Annotated in this window: 19 protein-coding genes and 1 other annotated feature; all 19 genes read right to left on the bottom strand. The window is 48.0% G+C overall.

Features of this window, described 5'->3' with window-relative positions:
• Nucleotides 1–52 precede the first annotated feature (52 nt).
• The 19 genes from fusA to cysS all read right to left on the bottom strand — a co-directional run bounded on the left by fusA (nucleotide 53) and on the right by cysS (nucleotide 20,414).
• Nucleotides 53–2,131, bottom strand: coding sequence for an elongation factor G (gene fusA, locus BN1360_RS06605; RefSeq protein ID WP_068779099.1), 2,079 nt, complete (start codon nucleotides 2,129–2,131; stop codon nucleotides 53–55).
• A 48-nt stretch (nucleotides 2,132–2,179) separates the two neighbouring features.
• Entirely contained in the window at nucleotides 2,180–2,650 is a 471-nt protein-coding gene (rpsG, locus tag BN1360_RS06600) for a 30S ribosomal protein S7 (protein WP_068779098.1), read from the bottom strand.
• 46 nt (nucleotides 2,651–2,696) lie between these two features.
• Nucleotides 2,697–3,116 (bottom strand): 30S ribosomal protein S12, encoded by a 420-nt coding sequence (gene rpsL / locus BN1360_RS06595; RefSeq protein ID WP_068779097.1) that lies wholly within the window; start codon nucleotides 3,114–3,116, stop codon nucleotides 2,697–2,699.
• A gap of 142 nt (nucleotides 3,117–3,258) precedes the next feature.
• Complete coding sequence (locus tag BN1360_RS06590; RefSeq protein ID WP_068779096.1) at nucleotides 3,259–3,510, bottom strand: ribosomal L7Ae/L30e/S12e/Gadd45 family protein; 252 nt, start codon at nucleotides 3,508–3,510, stop codon at nucleotides 3,259–3,261.
• 205 nt (nucleotides 3,511–3,715) lie between these two features.
• Nucleotides 3,716–7,330 carry a DNA-directed RNA polymerase subunit beta' gene (rpoC, locus tag BN1360_RS06585; protein WP_068779095.1) on the bottom strand — a complete coding sequence of 1,205 codons (3,615 nt, stop codon included), beginning with the start codon at nucleotides 7,328–7,330 and terminating at the stop codon, nucleotides 3,716–3,718.
• Between the two features lie 55 nt (nucleotides 7,331–7,385).
• Nucleotides 7,386–10,931, bottom strand: a complete 3,546-nt coding sequence (gene rpoB, locus BN1360_RS06580) for a DNA-directed RNA polymerase subunit beta (protein WP_068779094.1) — start codon at nucleotides 10,929–10,931, stop codon at nucleotides 7,386–7,388.
• 613 nt (nucleotides 10,932–11,544) lie between these two features.
• A complete protein-coding gene (locus tag BN1360_RS06575) occupies nucleotides 11,545–12,144 on the bottom strand; it encodes a class I SAM-dependent methyltransferase (RefSeq protein ID WP_068779093.1) in 600 nt (199 codons plus the stop codon).
• A gap of 336 nt (nucleotides 12,145–12,480) precedes the next feature.
• Nucleotides 12,481–12,846: a 50S ribosomal protein L7/L12 gene (gene rplL, locus BN1360_RS06570; RefSeq protein ID WP_068779092.1), complete on the bottom strand. Its 366-nt coding sequence runs from the start codon at nucleotides 12,844–12,846 to the stop codon at nucleotides 12,481–12,483.
• A 65-nt stretch (nucleotides 12,847–12,911) separates the two neighbouring features.
• Nucleotides 12,912–13,421: a 50S ribosomal protein L10 gene (rplJ, locus tag BN1360_RS06565; protein ID WP_068779091.1), complete on the bottom strand. Its 510-nt coding sequence runs from the start codon at nucleotides 13,419–13,421 to the stop codon at nucleotides 12,912–12,914.
• Nucleotides 13,422–13,457: 36 nt separating this feature from the next.
• Nucleotides 13,458–13,591, bottom strand: a sequence feature (ribosomal protein L10 leader region).
• A gap of 82 nt (nucleotides 13,592–13,673) precedes the next feature.
• Entirely contained in the window at nucleotides 13,674–14,366 is a 693-nt protein-coding gene (gene rplA, locus BN1360_RS06560; protein WP_068779090.1) for a 50S ribosomal protein L1, read from the bottom strand.
• 128 nt (nucleotides 14,367–14,494) lie between these two features.
• Nucleotides 14,495–14,920, bottom strand: coding sequence for a 50S ribosomal protein L11 (gene rplK / locus BN1360_RS06555; RefSeq protein WP_044482537.1), 426 nt, complete (start codon nucleotides 14,918–14,920; stop codon nucleotides 14,495–14,497).
• 70 nt (nucleotides 14,921–14,990) lie between these two features.
• Nucleotides 14,991–15,524 (bottom strand): transcription termination/antitermination protein NusG, encoded by a 534-nt coding sequence (nusG, locus tag BN1360_RS06550; protein ID WP_068779089.1) that lies wholly within the window; start codon nucleotides 15,522–15,524, stop codon nucleotides 14,991–14,993.
• 23 nt (nucleotides 15,525–15,547) lie between these two features.
• Nucleotides 15,548–15,739: a preprotein translocase subunit SecE gene (gene secE, locus BN1360_RS06545; RefSeq protein WP_068779088.1), complete on the bottom strand. Its 192-nt coding sequence runs from the start codon at nucleotides 15,737–15,739 to the stop codon at nucleotides 15,548–15,550.
• Between the two features lie 21 nt (nucleotides 15,740–15,760).
• A complete protein-coding gene (gene rpmG, locus BN1360_RS06540) occupies nucleotides 15,761–15,910 on the bottom strand; it encodes a 50S ribosomal protein L33 (protein ID WP_009226622.1) in 150 nt (49 codons plus the stop codon).
• A 265-nt stretch (nucleotides 15,911–16,175) separates the two neighbouring features.
• On the bottom strand, nucleotides 16,176–16,799 hold the full coding sequence (gene sigH, locus BN1360_RS06535) for an RNA polymerase sporulation sigma factor SigH (RefSeq protein WP_218653073.1): 624 nt from the start codon (nucleotides 16,797–16,799) through the stop codon (nucleotides 16,176–16,178).
• A gap of 184 nt (nucleotides 16,800–16,983) precedes the next feature.
• Nucleotides 16,984–17,505: an NYN domain-containing protein gene (locus BN1360_RS06530; RefSeq protein WP_068779086.1), complete on the bottom strand. Its 522-nt coding sequence runs from the start codon at nucleotides 17,503–17,505 to the stop codon at nucleotides 16,984–16,986.
• Nucleotides 17,506–17,510: 5 nt separating this feature from the next.
• On the bottom strand, nucleotides 17,511–18,263 hold the full coding sequence (gene rlmB, locus BN1360_RS06525) for a 23S rRNA (guanosine(2251)-2'-O)-methyltransferase RlmB (protein ID WP_068779085.1): 753 nt from the start codon (nucleotides 18,261–18,263) through the stop codon (nucleotides 17,511–17,513).
• A gap of 256 nt (nucleotides 18,264–18,519) precedes the next feature.
• Complete coding sequence (locus BN1360_RS06520; RefSeq protein WP_082789963.1) at nucleotides 18,520–19,008, bottom strand: Mini-ribonuclease 3; 489 nt, start codon at nucleotides 19,006–19,008, stop codon at nucleotides 18,520–18,522.
• Nucleotides 19,005–20,414, bottom strand: coding sequence for a cysteine--tRNA ligase (cysS, locus tag BN1360_RS06515; protein WP_068779084.1), 1,410 nt, complete (start codon nucleotides 20,412–20,414; stop codon nucleotides 19,005–19,007). Before cysS ends, BN1360_RS06520 begins: the two co-directional genes overlap by 4 nt.
• Between the last annotated feature and the right edge of the window lie 16 nt (nucleotides 20,415–20,430).

Below are 20,430 nucleotides of genomic sequence, written 5' to 3'. Positions count from 1 at the left end.
GGGAGCAAATCCTTATTCAGGTCATCTACTCCCGGCTAGAAAATACAGAAAATTATTCTGCACCTTTGTGTTTCGATACGATCTCTTCGGAGATGTTACGAGGAACCTCTTCATAGTGAGACAATTCCATCGAGAACACGCCGCGTCCTTGCGTACCGGAACGAAGAGTTGTGGAGTAACCGAACATTTCGGAAAGAGGCACTTTCGCGCGGATGATTTGAGCGCCGCCACGTGAGTCCATACCTTCGATACGGCCACGACGGGAGTTCAGCATCCCCATAACATCACCCATGTACTCTTCCGGAACAGTAACTTCAACCTTCATGATTGGCTCAAGCAGAACCGGTTGTGCTTTTTCCTTAGCAGCCTTAAGCGCCATGGAACCAGCGATCTTAAACGCCATTTCACTGGAGTCAACGTCATGGTACGAACCGTCTACGATTGTAGCCTTCACGTCCACTACAGGGAAACCAGCGAGAACACCGTTCTTCATTGCTTCTTCGATACCTTGTTGAGCAGGTGCGATGTATTCTCTAGGAACCGAACCACCGACAATCTTGCTCTCGAATTGGTTGCCTGAACCTGCTTCAAGCGGCTCGAACTCAACCCATACGTGACCGTATTGACCACGACCACCGGATTGGCGAACGAATTTACCTTCAACACGCGCAGGAACCTTGAATGTTTCACGGTAAGCAACCTGTGGTTTACCCACATTGGTCTCTACCTTGAACTCACGGCGCATACGCTCGATGATGATATCGAGGTGAAGCTCACCCATACCAGCCAAGATCGTTTGACCTGTCTCTTCGTCCGTATGAGCACGAAGGGTAGGGTCTTCCTCAGTCAATTTACCGAGGGCAACGCTCATCTTGTCTTGGTCCGCTTTTGTCTTAGGTTCAACAGCGATTTCGATAACCGGATCAGGGAAGTTCATCGATTCCAGAATTACTGGAGACTTCTCATCACACAGTGTATCACCAGTTCCTGTGTCTTTCAAACCAACAGCTGCTGCGATATCACCAGCGTATACTTCGCTGATCTCTTTACGGCTGTTAGCATGCATTTGCAGGATCCGTCCAATACGTTCGCGCTTGTTCTTCGTTGCATTCAGTACATACGAACCGGATTGCAAAATACCGGAGTATACACGGAAGAACGTAAGCTTACCAACGTAAGGGTCTGTCATAATCTTAAATGCAAGCGCGGAGAACGGCTCTTCATCAGAAGAATGACGTTCAACCTCGGTACCGTCATCCAAGTGACCTTGAATGCTTGGTACATCGACCGGCGCAGGCAAGTAGTCTACGACTGCATCAAGCATAAGCTGGATGCCTTTGTTGCGATAAGAGGAACCGCACACAACCGGGAAGATCTTAACTTCTACTACACCTTTACGAAGAGCTGCTTTCAGTTCTTCAACAGTGATTTCTTCACCTTCAAGGTATTTCATAGTCAATTCTTCATCAAGTTCTGCAACCTTCTCAACCAATTCTGCACGAAGTTCTTCAACTTTCGCTGCATAATCCGCAGGAATTTCAGTTTCCTCGATATTTTGACCTAAGTCATCTTTGTACATATATGCTTTTTGAGCGATCAAGTCGATAATACCGACAAAATCATTCTCAGCACCGATAGGCAATTGGATAGCTACTGCGTTTGCTTGCAAACGCTCGCGCATATCGTTAACTACGTTAAGATAATCTGCGCCGATAATATCCATTTTATTGACATAAGCGATACGAGGAACGCTATATTTGTCAGCCTGTCTCCAAACCGTTTCAGACTGAGGCTCTACGCCTTCCTTCGCACTGAACACGCCTACTGCCCCGTCCAATACACGCAGGGAACGTTCAACTTCTACTGTGAAGTCAACGTGTCCCGGGGTATCGATGATATTTACGCGGTGCCCCTTCCAAGCAGCGGTCGTAGCAGCGGACGTAATTGTAATTCCGCGCTCTTGTTCCTGCTCCATCCAGTCCATCGTCGCGGAGCCTTCATGAGTCTCCCCAATCTTATGGTTAATACCGGTGTAGAACAAGATACGTTCCGTCGTGGTAGTTTTACCGGCGTCAATATGCGCCATGATCCCGATGTTACGTGTATTTTTCAAGGAGAACTCTCTTGCCATGCAATTTTTCTCCCTTCAAAATAGAAGTTTATTATTAGTTGCTGAATCCTACCAACGATAGTGTGCGAACGCTTTGTTCGCTTCAGCCATTTTATGCGTGTCTTCGCGTTTCTTAACGGAAGCACCCGTGTTGTTGGAAGCATCGATAATCTCTGCTGCCAAACGCTCTTCCATAGTCTTCTCGCCGCGGTTGCGGGAGTAGTTTACGAGCCAACGTAATCCTAAGGAAGTACGTCTTTCCGGTTTAACTTCGATCGGCACTTGGTAGTTAGCACCACCTACACGGCGAGCTTTAACTTCCAGGACAGGCATGATATTCTTAATCGCTGCTTCAAACACTTCCATCGGGTCATTCCCCGTACGTTCTTGAATGATGTTGAACGAATTGTACAGAATGCTTTGTGCAACACCGCGCTTACCATCGATCATAATGCGGTTGATCAAGCGAGTAACAAGCTTGCTGTTATACACCGGATCCGGCAATACGTCTCTTTTTGTAACTGGACCTTTGCGTGGCATAGTTATCCCCCTTTCATTATTAGTCCAAACCTATTTTTCGGAAATATTATTTCTTAGCTTTTGGACGTTTAGCACCATACTTGGAACGAGCTTGCATCCGGTTGTTAACACCAGCGGTATCAAGCGCACCGCGCACGATGTGATAACGTACCCCCGGAAGGTCTTTTACCCGTCCACCACGAATCAAAACAACGCTGTGTTCTTGCAAGTTGTGACCGATCCCTGGAATGTAAGCCGTCACCTCAACACGGTTCGTCAAACGAACACGGGCATATTTACGAAGTGCGGAGTTCGGTTTCTTAGGAGTCATCGTACCTACACGAGTACAAACACCACGTTTTTGTGGGGAACTAAGATCGGTAGCTTCACGTTTAAGAGCGTTATAACCTCTTTGCAATGCTGGCGATTTAGATTTGTACACCTTGTCTTGACGTCCTTTACGGACTAATTGGTTAATTGTTGGCATGTTGTTGCCACCCCCTTCCTCGATTCTTTAACATTCTTTACAAACCTTTTTGTTAAGCCCACAGACCCAGGCGGTTCATAAAAGAACAAATGAAAAGTTTTTGCCGTTAAGGTATCCCTTCAGCAAAAACATTCCTATCAAACTATGGTTTTACAACCGCAGCCATTGCCGCACCAACTTCAATCCCGCAGGCTTTGCCGAGATTTTGCATCGTATCCACCAAAGTGACCTTGACCGCATGTTGAGTGCATAGCGCAATGATCTTCGATTTCAAACGTGGATCTGCATCTTCAGCTACATATACTTCCTCGGCTCGTCCAAGCTCGACGATACGCATCGTTTGCTTGGTACCGATTTTAACATGAGCATCCTGTAATCCTTTATCATAAGACATATCATCGTCCTCCAAAGTACAGGGAATTCCGTACTCACGCACTACGATATATTATCATTCTCGTTAGGCGATGTCAAGCAATTTGTATCAATGTTTTTCTTAGCTGATTTTCTTCTCTTAGAACACGATAACCCGCTTCTCTTCCGTAAATATAAATCGTGATCCGAACGGAATGATTCCGCCCGGATCACGCGTGTTAGTTCTACTACTCTACAGATACAGTTTCCAGATTTTCCTCATTCGCCTCGTTGCCTTCCGGCTCATCGAATTGAATACTGCGATACTGGTTCATACCAGTACCTGCCGGAATCAGCTTACCGATGATGACATTCTCTTTCAGGCCGAGCAGTTTATCCACTTTGCCCTTGATTGCCGCATCAGTAAGGACGCGAGTTGTCTCCTGGAAGGATGCTGCCGACAAGAAGGAATCCGTCTCAAGCGAAGCCTTGGTGATCCCCAGTAATACCGGTTTGGCCACGGCAGGCTCTTGACCAGACAAGATCGCTTCTTTGTTGGCTTTCTCATATTCATGCAGGTCGACGAATGAACCTGGCAAGAGGGTAGTATCGCCAGAATCGACAATACGGATCTTGCGAAGCATTTGTCTAACCATAACTTCAATGTGCTTATCGTTGATTTCTACGCCCTGGTTACGATATACGCGTTGTACTTCCTGCAGAATGTAGTTCTGTACGCCGCGAATACCTTTAATACGCAGAATTTCCTTCGGGTCAATCGAACCGTCGGTCAGTTCATCCCCAGCTTCAATATGCTGTCCTTCGCTTACGCGCAGACGGGAACCGTAAGTAACCGAATAGGTTTTGGTTTCTGCTTCGCCATCCACTTCGATCTCACGGCGATCCTTAGCTTCGCGAATTTCTTTCACGACGCCATCGATTTCACTGATCGTAGCTTGCCCTTTCGGATTCCGTGCTTCGAAGAGCTCCTGAATACGCGGCAAACCTTGTGTAATATCGTCGCCGGCAACACCACCGGTATGGAAAGTACGCATGGTAAGCTGGGTCCCTGGTTCACCGATGGATTGAGCAGCGATAATACCAACCGCTTCACCAATCTCAACGTGTTTGCCAGTAGCCAGGTTACGACCATAACATTTCTTACATACTCCATGACGAGCGCGGCAGCTAAGCACCGAACGGATTTGCAGCTTCGTAACACCTGCATTGACGATCGCATTCGCCTTATCACTATCGATCAGCTCATTGCGGTGAACGATAATCTCACCGGATTCCGGATGTTTGATCGTCTCGAAGGAGTAACGTCCTTCAATACGGTCATACAGGTTCTCGATGATCTCCTTGCCGTCTTCAATCCGGCTAACCGTGATTCCTTTGTCGGTTCCGCAATCATCCTCGCGAACGATTACGTCCTGCGCAACGTCAACGAGACGACGTGTCAGATAACCTGAGTCAGCGGTACGAAGTGCGGTATCGGCCAGACCTTTACGCGCACCGTGTGTGGAGATAAAGTACTCCAAGACCGTCAGACCTTCACGGAAGTTCGCTTTAATTGGCAGTTCATAAATTCGGCCGGATGGCGTAGCCATGAGACCCCGCATACCACCGAGCTGGGTGATCTGCGATTTATTCCCCCGCGCCTTAGAGTCAACCATGAGCATGATCGAGTTGAAGCGATCCATGGATTTCATCAGGACATCGGTAATTTGGTCCTTGGCCTTCGACCAGATATCGATAACACGGTCATACCGTTCTTCATCGGTAATCAAGCCGCGGCGATATTGATTGGTAATCACTTGTACTTTATCTTCAGACTCACGCATAATGTCCTGTTTCGCATCAGGCACGACAACGTCGGCAACCGCGATACTAACACCTGCGCGCGTCGAGTAAGTAAAGCCGGTTTGTTTGATTCTGTCGAGAATTATCGAAGTTTCCGTCGTCTGATAAATCTCAAAGCAACGGCCGATAATTTCCCCAAGATATTCCTTACCTACCCCGCTCATCAACTTCTCACCCATGAGACGCTCTTGAACATTGGCACCCTTCTCATGGATGAAGTAATGATCTGGAGTTCCCTCAAGCAGATTAGTACGAGTTGCCTCGTTAATATACGGGAAGCTGGCCGGGAAGATTTCGTTGAAGATAATCTTACCTACCGTCGTAATCAACAATGCACTTTGTTGTTTTTCAGTAAATGAAGTCTTGTTCAGCGCTTTAGCCGGAATCGCTACACGAGCGTGCAGGGATGCCGTACCGCGTTGATATGCCGAGACTGCCTCATTCACAGAAGACAGAAGCATACCGGTACCTTTGGCTTCCTTGTCATCTACAGTCAGATAGTAGGAGCCGAGAACCATATCCTGAGAAGGCGTTACAACCGGCTTACCGTCTTTCGGGTTCAGGATGTTGCCTGAGGCGAGCATCAGAATCCGGGCTTCCGCTTGAGCTTCTGCGGACAACGGAACGTGCACAGCCATCTGGTCACCGTCGAAGTCGGCGTTATATGCCGTACATACGAGTGGGTGAAGACGAATAGCGCGTCCTTCAACAAGAATCGGTTCAAACGCTTGGATACCGAGACGGTGAAGCGTAGGCGCACGGTTAAGCAGAACCGGATGTTCCTTAATGACTTCTTCGAGCACATCCCAAACCTCTGGGCTAACGCGTTCTACTTTGCGTTTTGCACTCTTGATATTATGAGCCAGGCCTTTGTTAACCAGCTCTTTCATAACAAATGGCTTGAACAGCTCCAATGCCATTTCCTTCGGCAGACCACATTGATACATCTTCAGATAAGGTCCTACGACGATAACGGAACGACCGGAATAGTCAACCCGTTTACCGAGCAGGTTCTGACGGAAACGACCCTGTTTACCTTTGAGCATATGGCTCAAGGATTTCAACGGACGGTTGCCCGGACCGGTTACAGGACGGCCACGGCGGCCGTTGTCGATCAGGGCGTCAACCGCTTCTTGCAGCATCCGCTTCTCGTTCTGAACGATGATATCCGGAGCGCCAAGATCAAGCAGACGCTTCAAACGGTTGTTACGGTTAATAACACGGCGATACAGATCGTTCAAGTCCGATGTGGCGAAACGTCCGCCATCGAGTTGAACCATTGGACGAAGCTCCGGCGGAATGACCGGAAGCACGTCAAGAATCATCCATTCCGGCTTATTGCCGGAGTTGCGGAATGCTTCGATAACCTCAAGGCGTTTGATCGCCCGGTTACGACGTTGTCCTTGCGCTGTACGCAGTTCTTCCTTGAGGAAGTCCATTTCCTTCTCGATATCGAGATCCTGCAGCAATTCCTTAACTGCTTCCGCACCCATGCCGGCTTGGAATCCATAGCCATATTTCTCACGGTAGCTACGGTATTCTTTCTCGGACAACAGCTGCTTTTTCTCCAGTGGAGTCTCCCCTGGATCGGTAACAACATAGGATGCAAAATAAATGATCTCTTCGAGAGAGCGTGGCGACATATCGAGTGCCAAGCCCATACGGCTTGGAATCCCTTTGAAATACCAAATATGGGACACCGGAGCGGCCAGTTCAATATGACCCATCCGCTCGCGACGAACCTTCGCTCTCGTTACTTCAACGCCGCAGCGATCGCAGACGACGCCTTTGTAACGAACTCTTTTATATTTACCGCAATGACATTCCCAGTCCTTGGTTGGGCCGAAGATCTTCTCGCAGAAGAGCCCTTCCTTCTCCGGTTTTAATGTCCGATAGTTAATTGTTTCAGGTTTTTTAACTTCTCCGCGGGACCAAGAACGAATTTTCTCTGGGGAAGCAAGCCCGATTTTCATATACTCGAAGTTGTTGACATCCAACAAGGAGCATCCCTCCTTAACAAGGTTTATCACCATTGACGGCAAGCCGCCAAAAACTTTATTCTACTCCGACTTCAGCGCCTTCCAGGTTAAGGCTCAGCTTATCCCCTGTTGCATCATCTTCATCATCAAGTTCCTTCATTTCGATCTCTTGCTCGTCCTCGGACAGGATCTTAACATCCATACCCAAGCTTTGAAGCTCCTTGATCAAAACTTTGAATGATTCTGGCACACCAGGTTCCGGTACGTTCTCGCCTTTGACGATAGACTCGTAAGTCTTCACCCGGCCGACCACGTCATCGGATTTGACAGTCAGGATTTCCTGCAGCGTATAAGCTGCACCGTAAGCTTCCAGCGCCCACACTTCCATCTCACCGAAGCGTTGTCCACCGAATTGAGCTTTACCGCCGAGCGGCTGCTGCGTAACCAGTGAGTAAGGACCGGTTGAACGGGCATGGATCTTATCGTCAACCATGTGCGCCAGCTTGATCATATGCATGACGCCAACGGTAACTTCACGTTCGAATTCTTCACCTGTACGTCCGTCATACAAGATCGTCTTACCATTGCGCTGCATTCCCGCTTCTTCCATCGTATCGAAGACGTCATACTCATTGGCGCCGTCAAATACAGGAGTAGCCACGTGAATACCGAGCTGGAGAGCAGCCATGCCCAGATGCACTTCAAGCACCTGACCGATGTTCATCCGTGAAGGAACGCCGAGCGGGTTAAGCACAACCTGTACAGGCGTACCGTCCGGCATAAACGGCATATCTTCCTCCGGCAAGATACGAGCTACGACACCCTTATTACCATGGCGTCCTGCCATCTTGTCACCCTCGGAAATTTTACGTTTTTGGGCAATATATACACGAACGAGTTGATTCACTCCCGGTGGAAGCTCATCGCCGTTCTCACGAGTAAATACCTTCACGTCTACAACGATACCATCCGTACCGTGAGGAACACGCAGCGAAGTGTCGCGGACTTCGCGAGCCTTCTCACCGAAAATGGCATGCAGCAAGCGTTCTTCCGCAGTCAGTTCGGTTACACCCTTCGGAGTAACTTTACCAACCAGGATATCGCCTGCGCCGATCTCGGCACCTACGCGGATAATACCACGCTCATCCAAATTGCGGAGCGCTTCTTCGCCGACGTTTGGAATATCACGTGTAATCTCTTCCGGTCCCAGCTTCGTATCGCGAGCTTCGGACTCATATTCTTCAATATGAATCGAAGTGTAGACATCTTCTTTGACAAGCTTCTCGCTAAGGAGGATCGCATCCTCATAGTTGTAGCCTTCCCATGTCATGAAGGCAACGACCACGTTGCGTCCAAGCGCCAATTCGCCCATTTCTGTCGAAGGACCGTCGGCAAGGATATCGCCTTTCTTGATCACATCGCCGCGCTTAACAATTGGACGCTGATTGATGCATGTCCCTTGGTTCGAACGCATAAATTTGTGTAATTTATGTTTAACAAGGTCGCCTTTGACTTCCTTGCCATCCACCATCTCAACGCGACGCAGCCAAATTTCATTCGCTGCCGAGCGTTCAATAATTCCGTCGTATTTGGACACGATACATACACCGGAGTCTTTCGCCGACTTATGCTCCATACCAGTACCAACAAGCGGTGCTTTAGGAATCAGAAGCGGAACAGCCTGCCGCTGCATGTTCGAACCCATCAGCGCACGGTTCGAGTCATCGTTCTCCAGGAACGGAATCAACGCCGTAGCGACGGATACGACCTGTTTTGGAGAGATGTCCATGTAGTCCACCCGGTCACTTGGCATCGTCAAGATGTTATCGGATTGTTTATTGTAACGAACGATAACATTTTCATCTTTGAATCTGTTATCTTCCGTAAGTTCTGCGTTGGCCTGAGCAATAACATAGTTATCCTCTTCATCTGCAGTCAAATAAGAGATTTGCTCCGTAACTTCGCCTGTCTTCGGATCAACCCAACGATACGGAGCTTCAATGAAGCCGTACTCGTTAATGCGGGCGAAAGTAGACAAGGAGTTAATCAGACCAATGTTCGGACCTTCCGGGGTCTCGATTGGACACATCCGGCCATAGTGAGAGTGGTGAACGTCACGCACTTCCATGCCGGCACGTTCCCGTGTCAGACCGCCCGGGCCGAGCGCTGACAGACGACGCTTATGCGTCAACTCTGCAAGCGGGTTCGTCTGATCCATAAACTGCGACAACTGGGAGCTTCCGAAGAACTCCTTAATCGAAGCAATTACCGGACGAATATTAATCAATGCCTGCGGCGTAATCAGGTTCGCGTCCTGAATCGACATTCTCTCGCGTACAACGCGTTCCATTCGGGACAAACCGATCCGGAACTGGTTCTGCAAGAGCTCGCCTACCGAACGAAGTCTGCGGTTGCCGAGATGGTCAATATCATCCGTGCTGCCGATGCCATGAAGCAAGTTCAAGAAGTAACTGATCGACGAGATGATATCCGCTGGCGTAATGTGTTTCACCGATTTATCGATGTTGCGGTTGGCGATCACTTTGACCACCTTGCCATCTTCGATCGGCGAGAATACTTCAATGACCTGCAGAGGAACATCATCCGCATCAAGAACACCATTCGCTACATGATAATCCTTGAAGCCTACTCCGTTCTCGAGATAGGTCAGAATTTCATCAAGCAAACGGCGATCTACCATTTGGCCCGCTTCAGCAATAATCTCACCTGTCGAAGTATCAATCAAAGACTCAGCGAGGCGATGATTGAACAGACGGTTCTTGATATGAAGCTTTTTATTGATTTTGTAACGGCCTACGTTGGCCAGATCGTAACGTTTTGGATCGAAGAAACGCGCCACCAGCAAGCTCTTCGCATTATCTAGCGTAGGCGGTTCACCCGGACGAAGACGCTCGTAAATCTCGATCAGGGCCTTCTCCGTAGAGTCGGTGTTATCCTTATCGAGTGTGTTGCGAATATATTCATCATTACCTAGCAAATCGAGAATCTCGGCGTCCGTACCAAAGCCAAGAGCACGAAGCAGTACGGTTACTGGAATTTTACGAGTACGGTCAATCCGGACATAAACGATGTCCTTCGCGTCCGTCTCCAGCTCCAGCCATGCGCCGCGGTTCGGGATTACTGTAGCGGTATAGGCTTTTTTGCCGTTCTTATCTACTTTAGTACTGAAATAGACGCTAGGAGAGCGAACCAACTGGCTGACAATTACCCGTTCCGCACCATTAATAATGAACGTACCGGTTTCCGTCATCAGCGGGAAATCTCCCATGAATACTTCCTGCTCTTTGACTTCGCCCGTTTCCTTATTAATGAGCCGGACTTTGACCCGAAGCGGCGCTGCATATGTTACATCGCGTTCCTTTGCATCATCTACCGTATACTTCGGTTCGCCGAGACTATAATCGATAAATTCCAATACCAAATTACCCGTGAAATCCTGAATTGGAGAGATGTCCTGAAACATTTCCCGCAGCCCTTCTTCAAGGAACCACTCATAGGATTTCTGTTGGATTTCAATCAGGTTTGGAACTTCGAGTACCTCGTTAATTCGTGCATAACTTCGCCGAGTGCGTCGACCATATTGAACAAGATGTCCTGCCAACTTATACTCACCCCTTATGTCTACTCACTTTAAAAATCATTGCGAACCCGTGTTTGTACCTTTATAATAGGTTCTAACGGATTCATCCACAAATAAAGAAAAGCCCTTATCGAACACTTTCGAAAAAAGAGCGTCATTATCTGTGTCATCACTGTCCTAATGGCTCCGTATCAGTAGATTTACCCAAAATGTACATAATATACGTAGAACTATGCGGTTTTATGCATTGTCTTCGTAAAAAACTCTTGACATTTCAGTAAACTAAAGACATAAAGAGCATTCTAATACTGACATTTTATAATAATATCACAATGGAAATGTCAAGTCAAACATTATTTTGGCTTTTTTATGCTTGAAACAGCATATACGATGGATTATTAATTAAGTTGCCATCGTCATTAATCTAACGGAACTGGGCGCCTCTATTACCTCAAATCTGACACTTGCAGATTATAACGGAACTAGCAGGGCTTTATTTCGTGTTCCTACCGAGAAAATTCAAGCCATTTGACCAAATAGGGTATCCCACTTCCCTTAGAAAATAAAGCTCTTTGATTCCAGCCCAATAAGAGCATCTACTTCCGTTAGAGGAAGCCCGTTGCTATTAGATCTCTTACTTGATCGCCCGATAAATACGATAGCCTTTATCCTTCGTAACTTCCTCAATCTGAGTGAACAACGATTCCAGCTTCTGCTTTGCCGAAGGTGCGCCTTGCTTCTTCTGAATGACGATCCATAAAGAACCTCCTGAACGAAGCCGCTCATAAGCCCCTTCAAAAATGGAGTGCACCACTTCTTTTCCAGCACGGATCGGCGGATTCGTCAGGATGACATCGAACTGTGATGTTGCATCCAAAGCAGCGAACAAATCACTCTCCAGAATCGTGACATTCTCGATTTTGTTGTTTTGCGCATTTTCACGCGCCAATTCCACCGCCCGGCCATTTACATCTATCATCGTCACATGACCTTGACTAGCCAGCTTCGCCGCCGTTAACCCAATCGGGCCATATCCACATCCCACATCCAGCACTTCTGCGCTTACCGGAACCTCCATCGCTTCGATCAAAGTACGGCTGCCGTAATCGACGCCCCCTTTGGCAAACACACCGGCATCGCTGACAAAACGCAGCTTATAACCGTGCAATTCCGCTTCCCAGTTTCTCCGGTCATGCGCTGTAGTAGGGCGACTGGTATAGTAATGATCAGACATTCTAACAGTTCCTCCGTAACGTCGTTTCCTTATGTCTCTCGACATCATCTTCCTAGTTTAGCCAATATACTGCAAAAATCAACGTTCTCCCATCCGGGTCAAAGGTCGAATTTCTCTATTCTATCTTTTGCTCGCCCTCTATTTTTGAGTCTGGGGTTCCCTTGCGATCCGGGCGGAAGAACAATTCACCCGAACTCTTTCATCCGGAATATGATTCAGCTTCCCTCCCCAGTGCAATGGCCCGAAGAGCAGAGAGAGCACCAGGTTCAAAAATTAAAAGTATTCAAAAACAAACCCCCTGAATCAAGTTCAAGGGGTTTGCCATAGAAGAAACGATTATTTTACTTCTACAGTTGCGCCTGCTTCTTCCAATTTTGCTTTTACAGCTTCTGCGTCTTCTTTGCTTACTTTTTCTTTCAATGGTTTTGGTGCGTTGTCAACGAGTTCTTTAGCTTCTTTCAAGCCAAGACCAGTGATTTCGCGAACCACTTTGATTACGTTGATCTTGGATGCACCAGCATTATTCAAGATTACGTCAAACTCGCTTTGTTCAGCAGCTTCAGCACCGCCAACAGCGCCACCTACAACAGCTACTGGAGCTGCAGCAGTTACGCCGAATTCTTCTTCAATTGCTTTTACAAGATCGTTCAGTTCAAGAACAGTCATGCCTTTAATGGCTTCCAAGATTGCTTCTTTACTCATGATAGAACCTCCGTATATTTTTATTTTATTGAATTTTCGTTAGTTAACTAACTTGGGGTAGAAGATTAAGCGCTTGCTGCGCCTTCTTCTTTCTCTGCAACGGCTTTGACTGCCAATGCAAAGTTGCGTACAGGTGCTTGAAGCACGCTGAGGAGCATCGAAAGGAGACCTTCGCGGGACGGAAGTTCCGCGAGCGCTTTGATTTGGTCTGCGCCAACAACACGGCCTTCAACCACGCCACCTTTCACTTTAAGCGCATCATTCTTCTTAGCGAAATCGTTAAGAATTTTAGCTGGAGCTACTGCGTCTTCTACACTAAAAGCGATGGCTGTAGGACCAGTCAACACTTCGTCTAGTTCAGTAAGCTCGGCAGCTGCTGTTGCACGGCGAACAAGCGTATTCTTAAGCACTTGGAATTCCACGCCAGCTTCACGAAGCTGTTTGCGAAGTTCCGTCACTTGAGCAACGTTAAGTCCGCGGTAGTCAGCAACTACGGTAGTTGCGCTCTCACGCAGCTTCGAAGTAACCACATCAACGGCTTCTTGTTTTGCTTGAATCACTTTAGCGTTTGCCACACTGAACACCTCCTATAAGTTTGGGTAGAGGCTCTTCTCTTCATGAAAAAAGCCTCCGTAGAATTACGAAGGCTTGATAAGTCATCATAGATTGACGCTCTATCAGAACACCTCGGTAGGAAATTAAGCCTTGCGGCACCTACTGTCTACGGTAAACATATTCAAATTCAGATCCCATCTTAGAACAACTCAATCAGTTTACCAAGAGATTCACCTGAAGTCAATCCCGTTCTCTCTATTACGAGAGTGGCATTACTTGTAAGAAGCTGTACTAACATGAGCACTTGGGCCCATCGTCGAGGAAATCGCGATGTTCTTCAAGTATACGCCTTTGGCAGCAGCCGGTTTAGCACGGTTCAGTGCATCAACAAGAGCTTTAAGGTTTTCGTTCAATTGCTCTGCAGTAAAGGAAACTTTACCAACTGGCGCATGAATTTGACCTTGTTTGTCAAGACGATACTCAATTTTACCCGCTTTGATTTCTTGAACCGCTTTGGCAACGTCAAAAGTAACGGTACCTGCTTTAGGGTTAGGCATAAGGCCTTTACCACCGAGCAGACGGCCCAATTTACCAACTTCGCTCATCATATCCGGTGTCGCTACGCAGACATCGAATTCGAACCAGCCTTGTTGGATTTTGTTGATCATATCTTGATCGCCAACGAAATCTGCTCCAGCAACTTCCGCTTCCTTCGCTTTTTCACCTTTGGCGAATACCAATACGCGTTGTGTTTTACCTGTGCCATGCGGCAAGACAACAACACCACGAACGGCTTGGTCTTGTTTACGAGGGTCAACGCCCAAACGAACTGCTACTTCAACGGTTTCGTCGAACTTTGCAGTCGCAGCCTTTTTCACCAATTCAACAGCTTCCAAAGGCTCATAAAATGCTTCGCTATCAATCAGCTTAGCAGCTTCCAGGTATTTCTTACCATGTTTAGCCATGAATTTGTCCTCCTTTTGTGGTATTAGCGGAAAATCCTCCCACTAGGGATGAATTGTCATATAACAACTCCATATGGTCAATTCATCCTTGGATGAAAATAGTCGATATTCTCATCCGCCTCCAAGAATTAATCTTGGATTGTGATGCCCATACTGCGAGCAGTACCTTCAACCATGCGCATAGCCGATTCAACGGATGCTGCGTTAAGGTCAGGCATTTTTTGCTCCGCAATTTGACGAACAACGTCGCGTTTAACGGTAGCAACCTTCTTCTTGTTTGGCTCACCGGAACCCTTCTCGATCTTCGCTGCTACACGAAGCAATACTGCTGCCGGTGGAGTCTTGGTAATAAATGTAAAGGAACGGTCTTCGAACACCGAGATTTCTACTGGAATAATCAAACCAGCTTGATCAGCGGTACGAGCGTTAAATTCCTTACAGAATGCCATGATGTTGACACCTGCTTGACCAAGCGCCGGACCTACCGGAGGCGCAGGATTCGCTTTCCCTGCAGGAATTTGCAGTTTCACCACTTTAATTACTTTCTTTGCCATGTGAGACACCTCCTTGCCCTAATAGTGGTAGACGGAGCGTTAGCCCCTCCCACGTGAAACCCTAAGAAACCTATATCTTTTCCACTTGATTGTAATCAAGTTCAAGCGGGGTTTCTCGACCAAACATGTTGACATGAACCTTCAGCTTGCTCTTGTCGACGAGAATTTCTTCAATACTGCCGACAAAGTTAGCAAACGGACCAACTTTGATGCGTACGGATTCTTTAAGATCGAATTCTACAACCGGCTTCGGTTCTTCCATGCCCATATGCTGCAAAATCTGATCCGCTTCCTCAGGAAGCAGAGGTGTTGGCTTGGAGCCCGATCCTGTAGATCCAACAAATCCAGTTACACCCGGCGTGTTGCGAACAACATACCAGGAATCGTCAGTCTGGATCATTTCCACCAAGACATATCCGGGGTAAACTTTGCGCATGACGGTTTTCTTCTTGCCATCCTTGTTCACCACTTCTTCTTCCATCGGAACAAGAACGCGGAATATCTTGTCTTCCATGCCCATTGACTCGACGCGCTTTTCCAAATTGGCTTTGACTTTGTTCTCATACCCGGAATAGGTATGAACGACGTACCATCTTTTTTCCATATCAAGCCACCTAAGGACCCTTCTTAAATTATCGCTTCGATCACAGCAGAAATGCCGATATCAAGTACCCAAAAATAAACAGCGACAACTACTATTGTACCTAGCACAACAAGCGTATAATTCGTCAGCTCTTTACGATTAGGCCAGCGAACCTTTTTAAGCTCAGCCCAGCTTTCAGAGAAAAAAGAAATCAACGACTTGAAACTCCGTTTCATGCGCGACTGCACCTCCAAAGACTATCTGGTTTCGCGATGAGGAACTTGCTCGTTACAAAACTTGCAATATTTCTTCATCTCCATGCGGTCCGGGTGGTTACGCTTGTTTTTTGTTGTCGTGTAGTTTCTTTGTTTGCAGTTCGTACAAGCCAACGTAATAATTACCCGCATGATGTGCACCTCCCGAAGACATTCTTCAACTGAGAAGTCTCATAAATTAGCCCAAACCCGCAAAAGTGAATTTAGGCCTACCTAAAACACTTTATCATATGGCTTTTTCTGTGTCAACGAGTGGTTCGGTCCTGTTAAGCGATTAAATTTAGTATTGGTCACTGTTCTGGAAGATAAACCCGATCAGGCCTACTAAAAAAGGGCGGCTAAACATCTAGCCTCCCTTTATCTTCCAAACTACCAAGATCCATCGCCTAAAGAATTATTAAATTCCAACATCGCGAATTTCCAAATAGCGTTCTAATTTTCGTTTTACTCTTTGCAGAGCATTGTCGATCGATTTGACATGACGGTCTAAATCCACCGCGATCTCCTGATACGAACGGCCATCAAGATATAACATGAGAACTTTACGTTCCAGGTCGCTAAGTATTTCAGACATCTTATCCTCCAGGCCCACGAATTCCTCCTGGTTGATAATCAGTTCCTCAGGGTCGCATACCTGCGAGCCGCAGATAATGTCCAGCAGCGTCCTGTCCGAATCCTCATCGTATATCGGCTTGTCCAAAGAGACATATGAGTTAAGCGGAATATGCTTCTGCCGTGTAGCCGTCTTGATCGCAGTAATGATCTGACGTGTAATACACAGCTCGGCAAACGCCTTGAACGAAGCAAGCTTATCACCCCGAAAGTCCCGGATTGACTTATAAAGACCTATCATTCCTTCCTGAATGATATCTTCTCTGTCGGCACCGATCAAAAAATAGGATCTGGCTTTAGCTCGAACAAAACTGCGATACTTGTTGATCAAGTATTCCAACGCTTCACTGTCGCCATTCTGAACGGCTTCGACAATGTCCTCATCACTTTGGATTTCATAGTCAAACATAACCCATCTCTCGAGGTTGACACTCACTATAAATCCCTCCGGCTGCAACGCACGGTGCCCCGTCACTCATTCAAGTAATACGAACAGTATATACGAAGGTGCATGATAGCGTCAACAACAAAAGTGCCAAAAGATGTAAAGATAAACAATGTCAAGGGTATAAAGGCGAAAAAATGATAACGTTTTATTCTCTTCGCCATCGTTCGAACATTTTCCGCAATTCCGGACTCAGCTTGGAGTCGATTGTATTGCGGCTAATGCTGTTGCTCCGCTCCGCAATCTTGGTCTGAACTTCCTTCTCGCTCTGTTCGATCTGAATCAGCAATTCACGCGCCGATACGCGCAGCGCACCCTGGCCAAAAATCACATGCTGCTCTACCATATCACTCGTCGCAACATAGATCTGCCGTCTGGGTCTCGCATACTCGTGACAGAGCCGTTCGATACATTCATCAGCAGTCTCCTTCTCCTTGGTGAAGTGGACCTCCACCTGATTCTGAATGAAGGATTTGCCTAGTCCGGGCACGCGATAAGCATCAAAAACAACGATAACCTGCCTGCCAGAGAAGGCTTGGAAATCGGCCAAGCGCTCCAGCAGGGAATCGCGCGCTGCCTCTAAATCGCTCTTGGACAATGCGGCCAGGTCGGGCCAACCACCGATCATATTGTATCCGTCTACCAGAAGGACATCGCGCTTGTCGCGCATAGGCGCTATCCTTCGGCGCGGCGAATGCGCATGACTTCATACATCATCACTCCGGCAGCAACCGAAGCGTTCAGAGAATTAAGGCGTCCGTTCATCGGCAGCTTGAGCAATACATCGCAGGTCTCGCGTACCAAGCGCCCCATCCCTTTGTTCTCATTCCCGATGACAATCGCCACGGGTCCACCCAATATTTTGCCGCCCCTATATATATCTTCCTTCGCTTCAACATCGGTTCCGACGATCCATACCCCTGCTTCCTTCAGCTGTTCCATGGTCTGTACGAGGTTGGTTACTCTGGCAACAGGAACATATTCGACAGCACCGGCCGATGTTCTCGATACCGTAGCTGTGACTGCAACGGAGCGACGCTTCGGAATAATGACCCCATGAACTCCCGTACATTCGGCAGTACGCAGAATCGAGCCCAGATTGTGCGGGTCCTCGAGCTCATCGAGAATGAGCAGGAACGGTGCCTCCCCTTGCTCAGCGGCCTTGGCAAGTAGATCCTCAACCTCGGCATAGGCATACGGGGCCGCCTGAGCTACTACGCCTTGATGCTGCACACCCGGTACCATCGTATCAAGCTTGCGCTTATCGACAAATTGCACGACAATGCCCTGGGCTTTGGCCTCGGCAATAATCGGCTGGGTTAAGTGCTTCTGGGCGCCCTCTGCGATCCATATCTTGTTGATTGTTCGTCCGGCTCTAAGCGCCTCCATTAGGGAGTGCTTACCGGCAATCCATTCTTGATCCTCCATCATTATGTCCTCCCAAGGAGCGCATGGCTCCCGTATATTCATCCGTTGTAACGAAACCGGATATCGCTATTTGCATCAAAAAAGGTCCTTTATCAATCTAACGAAACCAGGTATCGCTATTAAGGTCAATCTAAGCCTTAACCCCCGAATTTCATCAAAATAGCGATACGATGTTTCGTTAGTGTTTAATTCCTCTGCTTTTTGTGGAAATAACGATATGGTGTTCCGTTGGATTCCGTTAGATTCATTTCAAACTTTATCGTTCTTCCTCTAGCAGCTTGAAGCCTTCTGAGATCAGCCCACGCAGGCGGTCATGTGCCCCGGTGTAGTATAAATACCCAACCAGGCTCTCGAGAGCCGTCGCTTGACGGTAATCGATAACGTTAGCATTCTTCGGCACGGTGCCGGACTTGGCATTGCGGCCCTGGCGAACGATATCCTTCTCTTCTTCAGTGAGCTCGGGTTCAAGCAGAGCAAGCAATCTGGCCTGCGCCTTGGCCGATACATATTGGGTGGACTGGCCGTGTAAATGATGCGGCCGTAAATTAGGCTTGGCCATTACATGCTGGCGCACAGCTACCTCAAATACCGCATCGCCAATATAGGCGAGCGCCAACGGCGGAAGCAGCCTGACCGGTTTGGCCGGCTGCTCCGGGAACCAGAGCGGCGCAGGCGAAGCTAAGCCCCCCGCGTCTGCAAATGGTTCTTGCTTCACGCTATTTACCTCGCTGTTGGAATCTGTCATTTACGACGCCACCTCATACCCTGCGGCGTGTCCTCCAGGATGATTCCCTGCGCATCCAGCAGATCGCGGATCTCATCGGCCCGCGTCCAATTTTTTGCTTTGCGCGCTTCTGTACGCTCTGCGATCAATGCCTCGATCTCATCGTCCAGAAGCTCTGCCTCCGCTTCAACGGCAATGCGCAAAACCAAGTTCATTTCCTTGAACAATTGATAGGCCGCTTCCAGATCTGCACGTCTCACATCGCTCTGCTGCAGCAGGCCATTCACTTCGCTTGCCCAGTCAAACATCGCTGTGATCGCGTCGGCAGTATTAAAATCATCCTGCATCTTTGTATGGAATGCCGCTGAAATTCCCGCCAGCTTCTGCGCTAACGACTCCGAAATTCGCAGCTCTGAGCTTTGCTCTTCCGCACTGTTCAATCGATAGAGCAAATTGCTCGCCGCGTTGGAAATCCGCTCCACACTGCGCTCCGCCTGATCCATAATCTCCGCGGAGAAATTCACCTGATTGCGATAATGAGTCGATAGGATGGCATAGCGAATGGCTTCCGGCCTGTACTGGGCCAGCAAATCCTTAACCAGAACTCCGTTGCCAAGCGACTTCGACATCTTCTCGCCATCGATATTAACATAACCATTATGCATCCAATAATTAGCCAAAGGCTTACCCGTCATTGCCTCAGATTGCGCAACTTCGCATTCATGGTGCGGGAATTCCAAATCCTGTCCGCCACCATGAATATCCAGCGTATCGCCAAGCAAGAGCCGGGACATCGCCGAGCATTCGATATGCCAGCCCGGGCGACCTTGGCCCCACGGGCTCTCCCAATGAATCTCACCCGGTTTGGCTGCTTTCCATAATACGAAATCAACCGGACTTTCCTTACGAGCATCGACATCGATACGAATACCGAACTGCAGCTCCTCGATATTTTGTCCGGATAACTTGCCGTAATCGGCAAATTTGCTTGTACGGAAGAAGACGTCCCCGCCTTTTTCATAGGCAAAGCCTTTGCGCTCCAGCTCATGAATGAAATTAATGATCGTCTCCATATTCTCAGTAACCCTCGGGTTCGCAGTAGCACGCGGAATGCGCAGACCCTCCAGATCGGCATAAAACGCCTCGATGAACATGCTTGCCACTTCAGGCACAGGCAGCTTCATTTCCTCCGCTTTGCGAATCAGCTTGTCGTCTACATCCGTAAAGTTCACGACGTAGTTCACATCATACTTCTGGTTCTCCAGATAACTGCGGACCACATCAAAAAAAATAGCCGGCCTGGCATTCCCGATGTGGATATAACCGTATACGGTCGGTCCGCATACATACATTTTAACTTTTCCCGGCTCCTGAGGAACGAACTTCTCCTTCGTACGGGTTAATGTGTTATAAATTTGCAGTGCCATGCTCTCTATCCTTTCG

This window comes from Paenibacillus sp. GM2, from assembly GCF_900069005.2.
Taxonomy (GTDB): domain Bacteria; phylum Bacillota; class Bacilli; order Paenibacillales; family Paenibacillaceae; genus Fontibacillus.
Note: the sequence above shows the minus strand (reverse complement) of the source record. Positions and strands in the feature narration are given on the sequence as shown.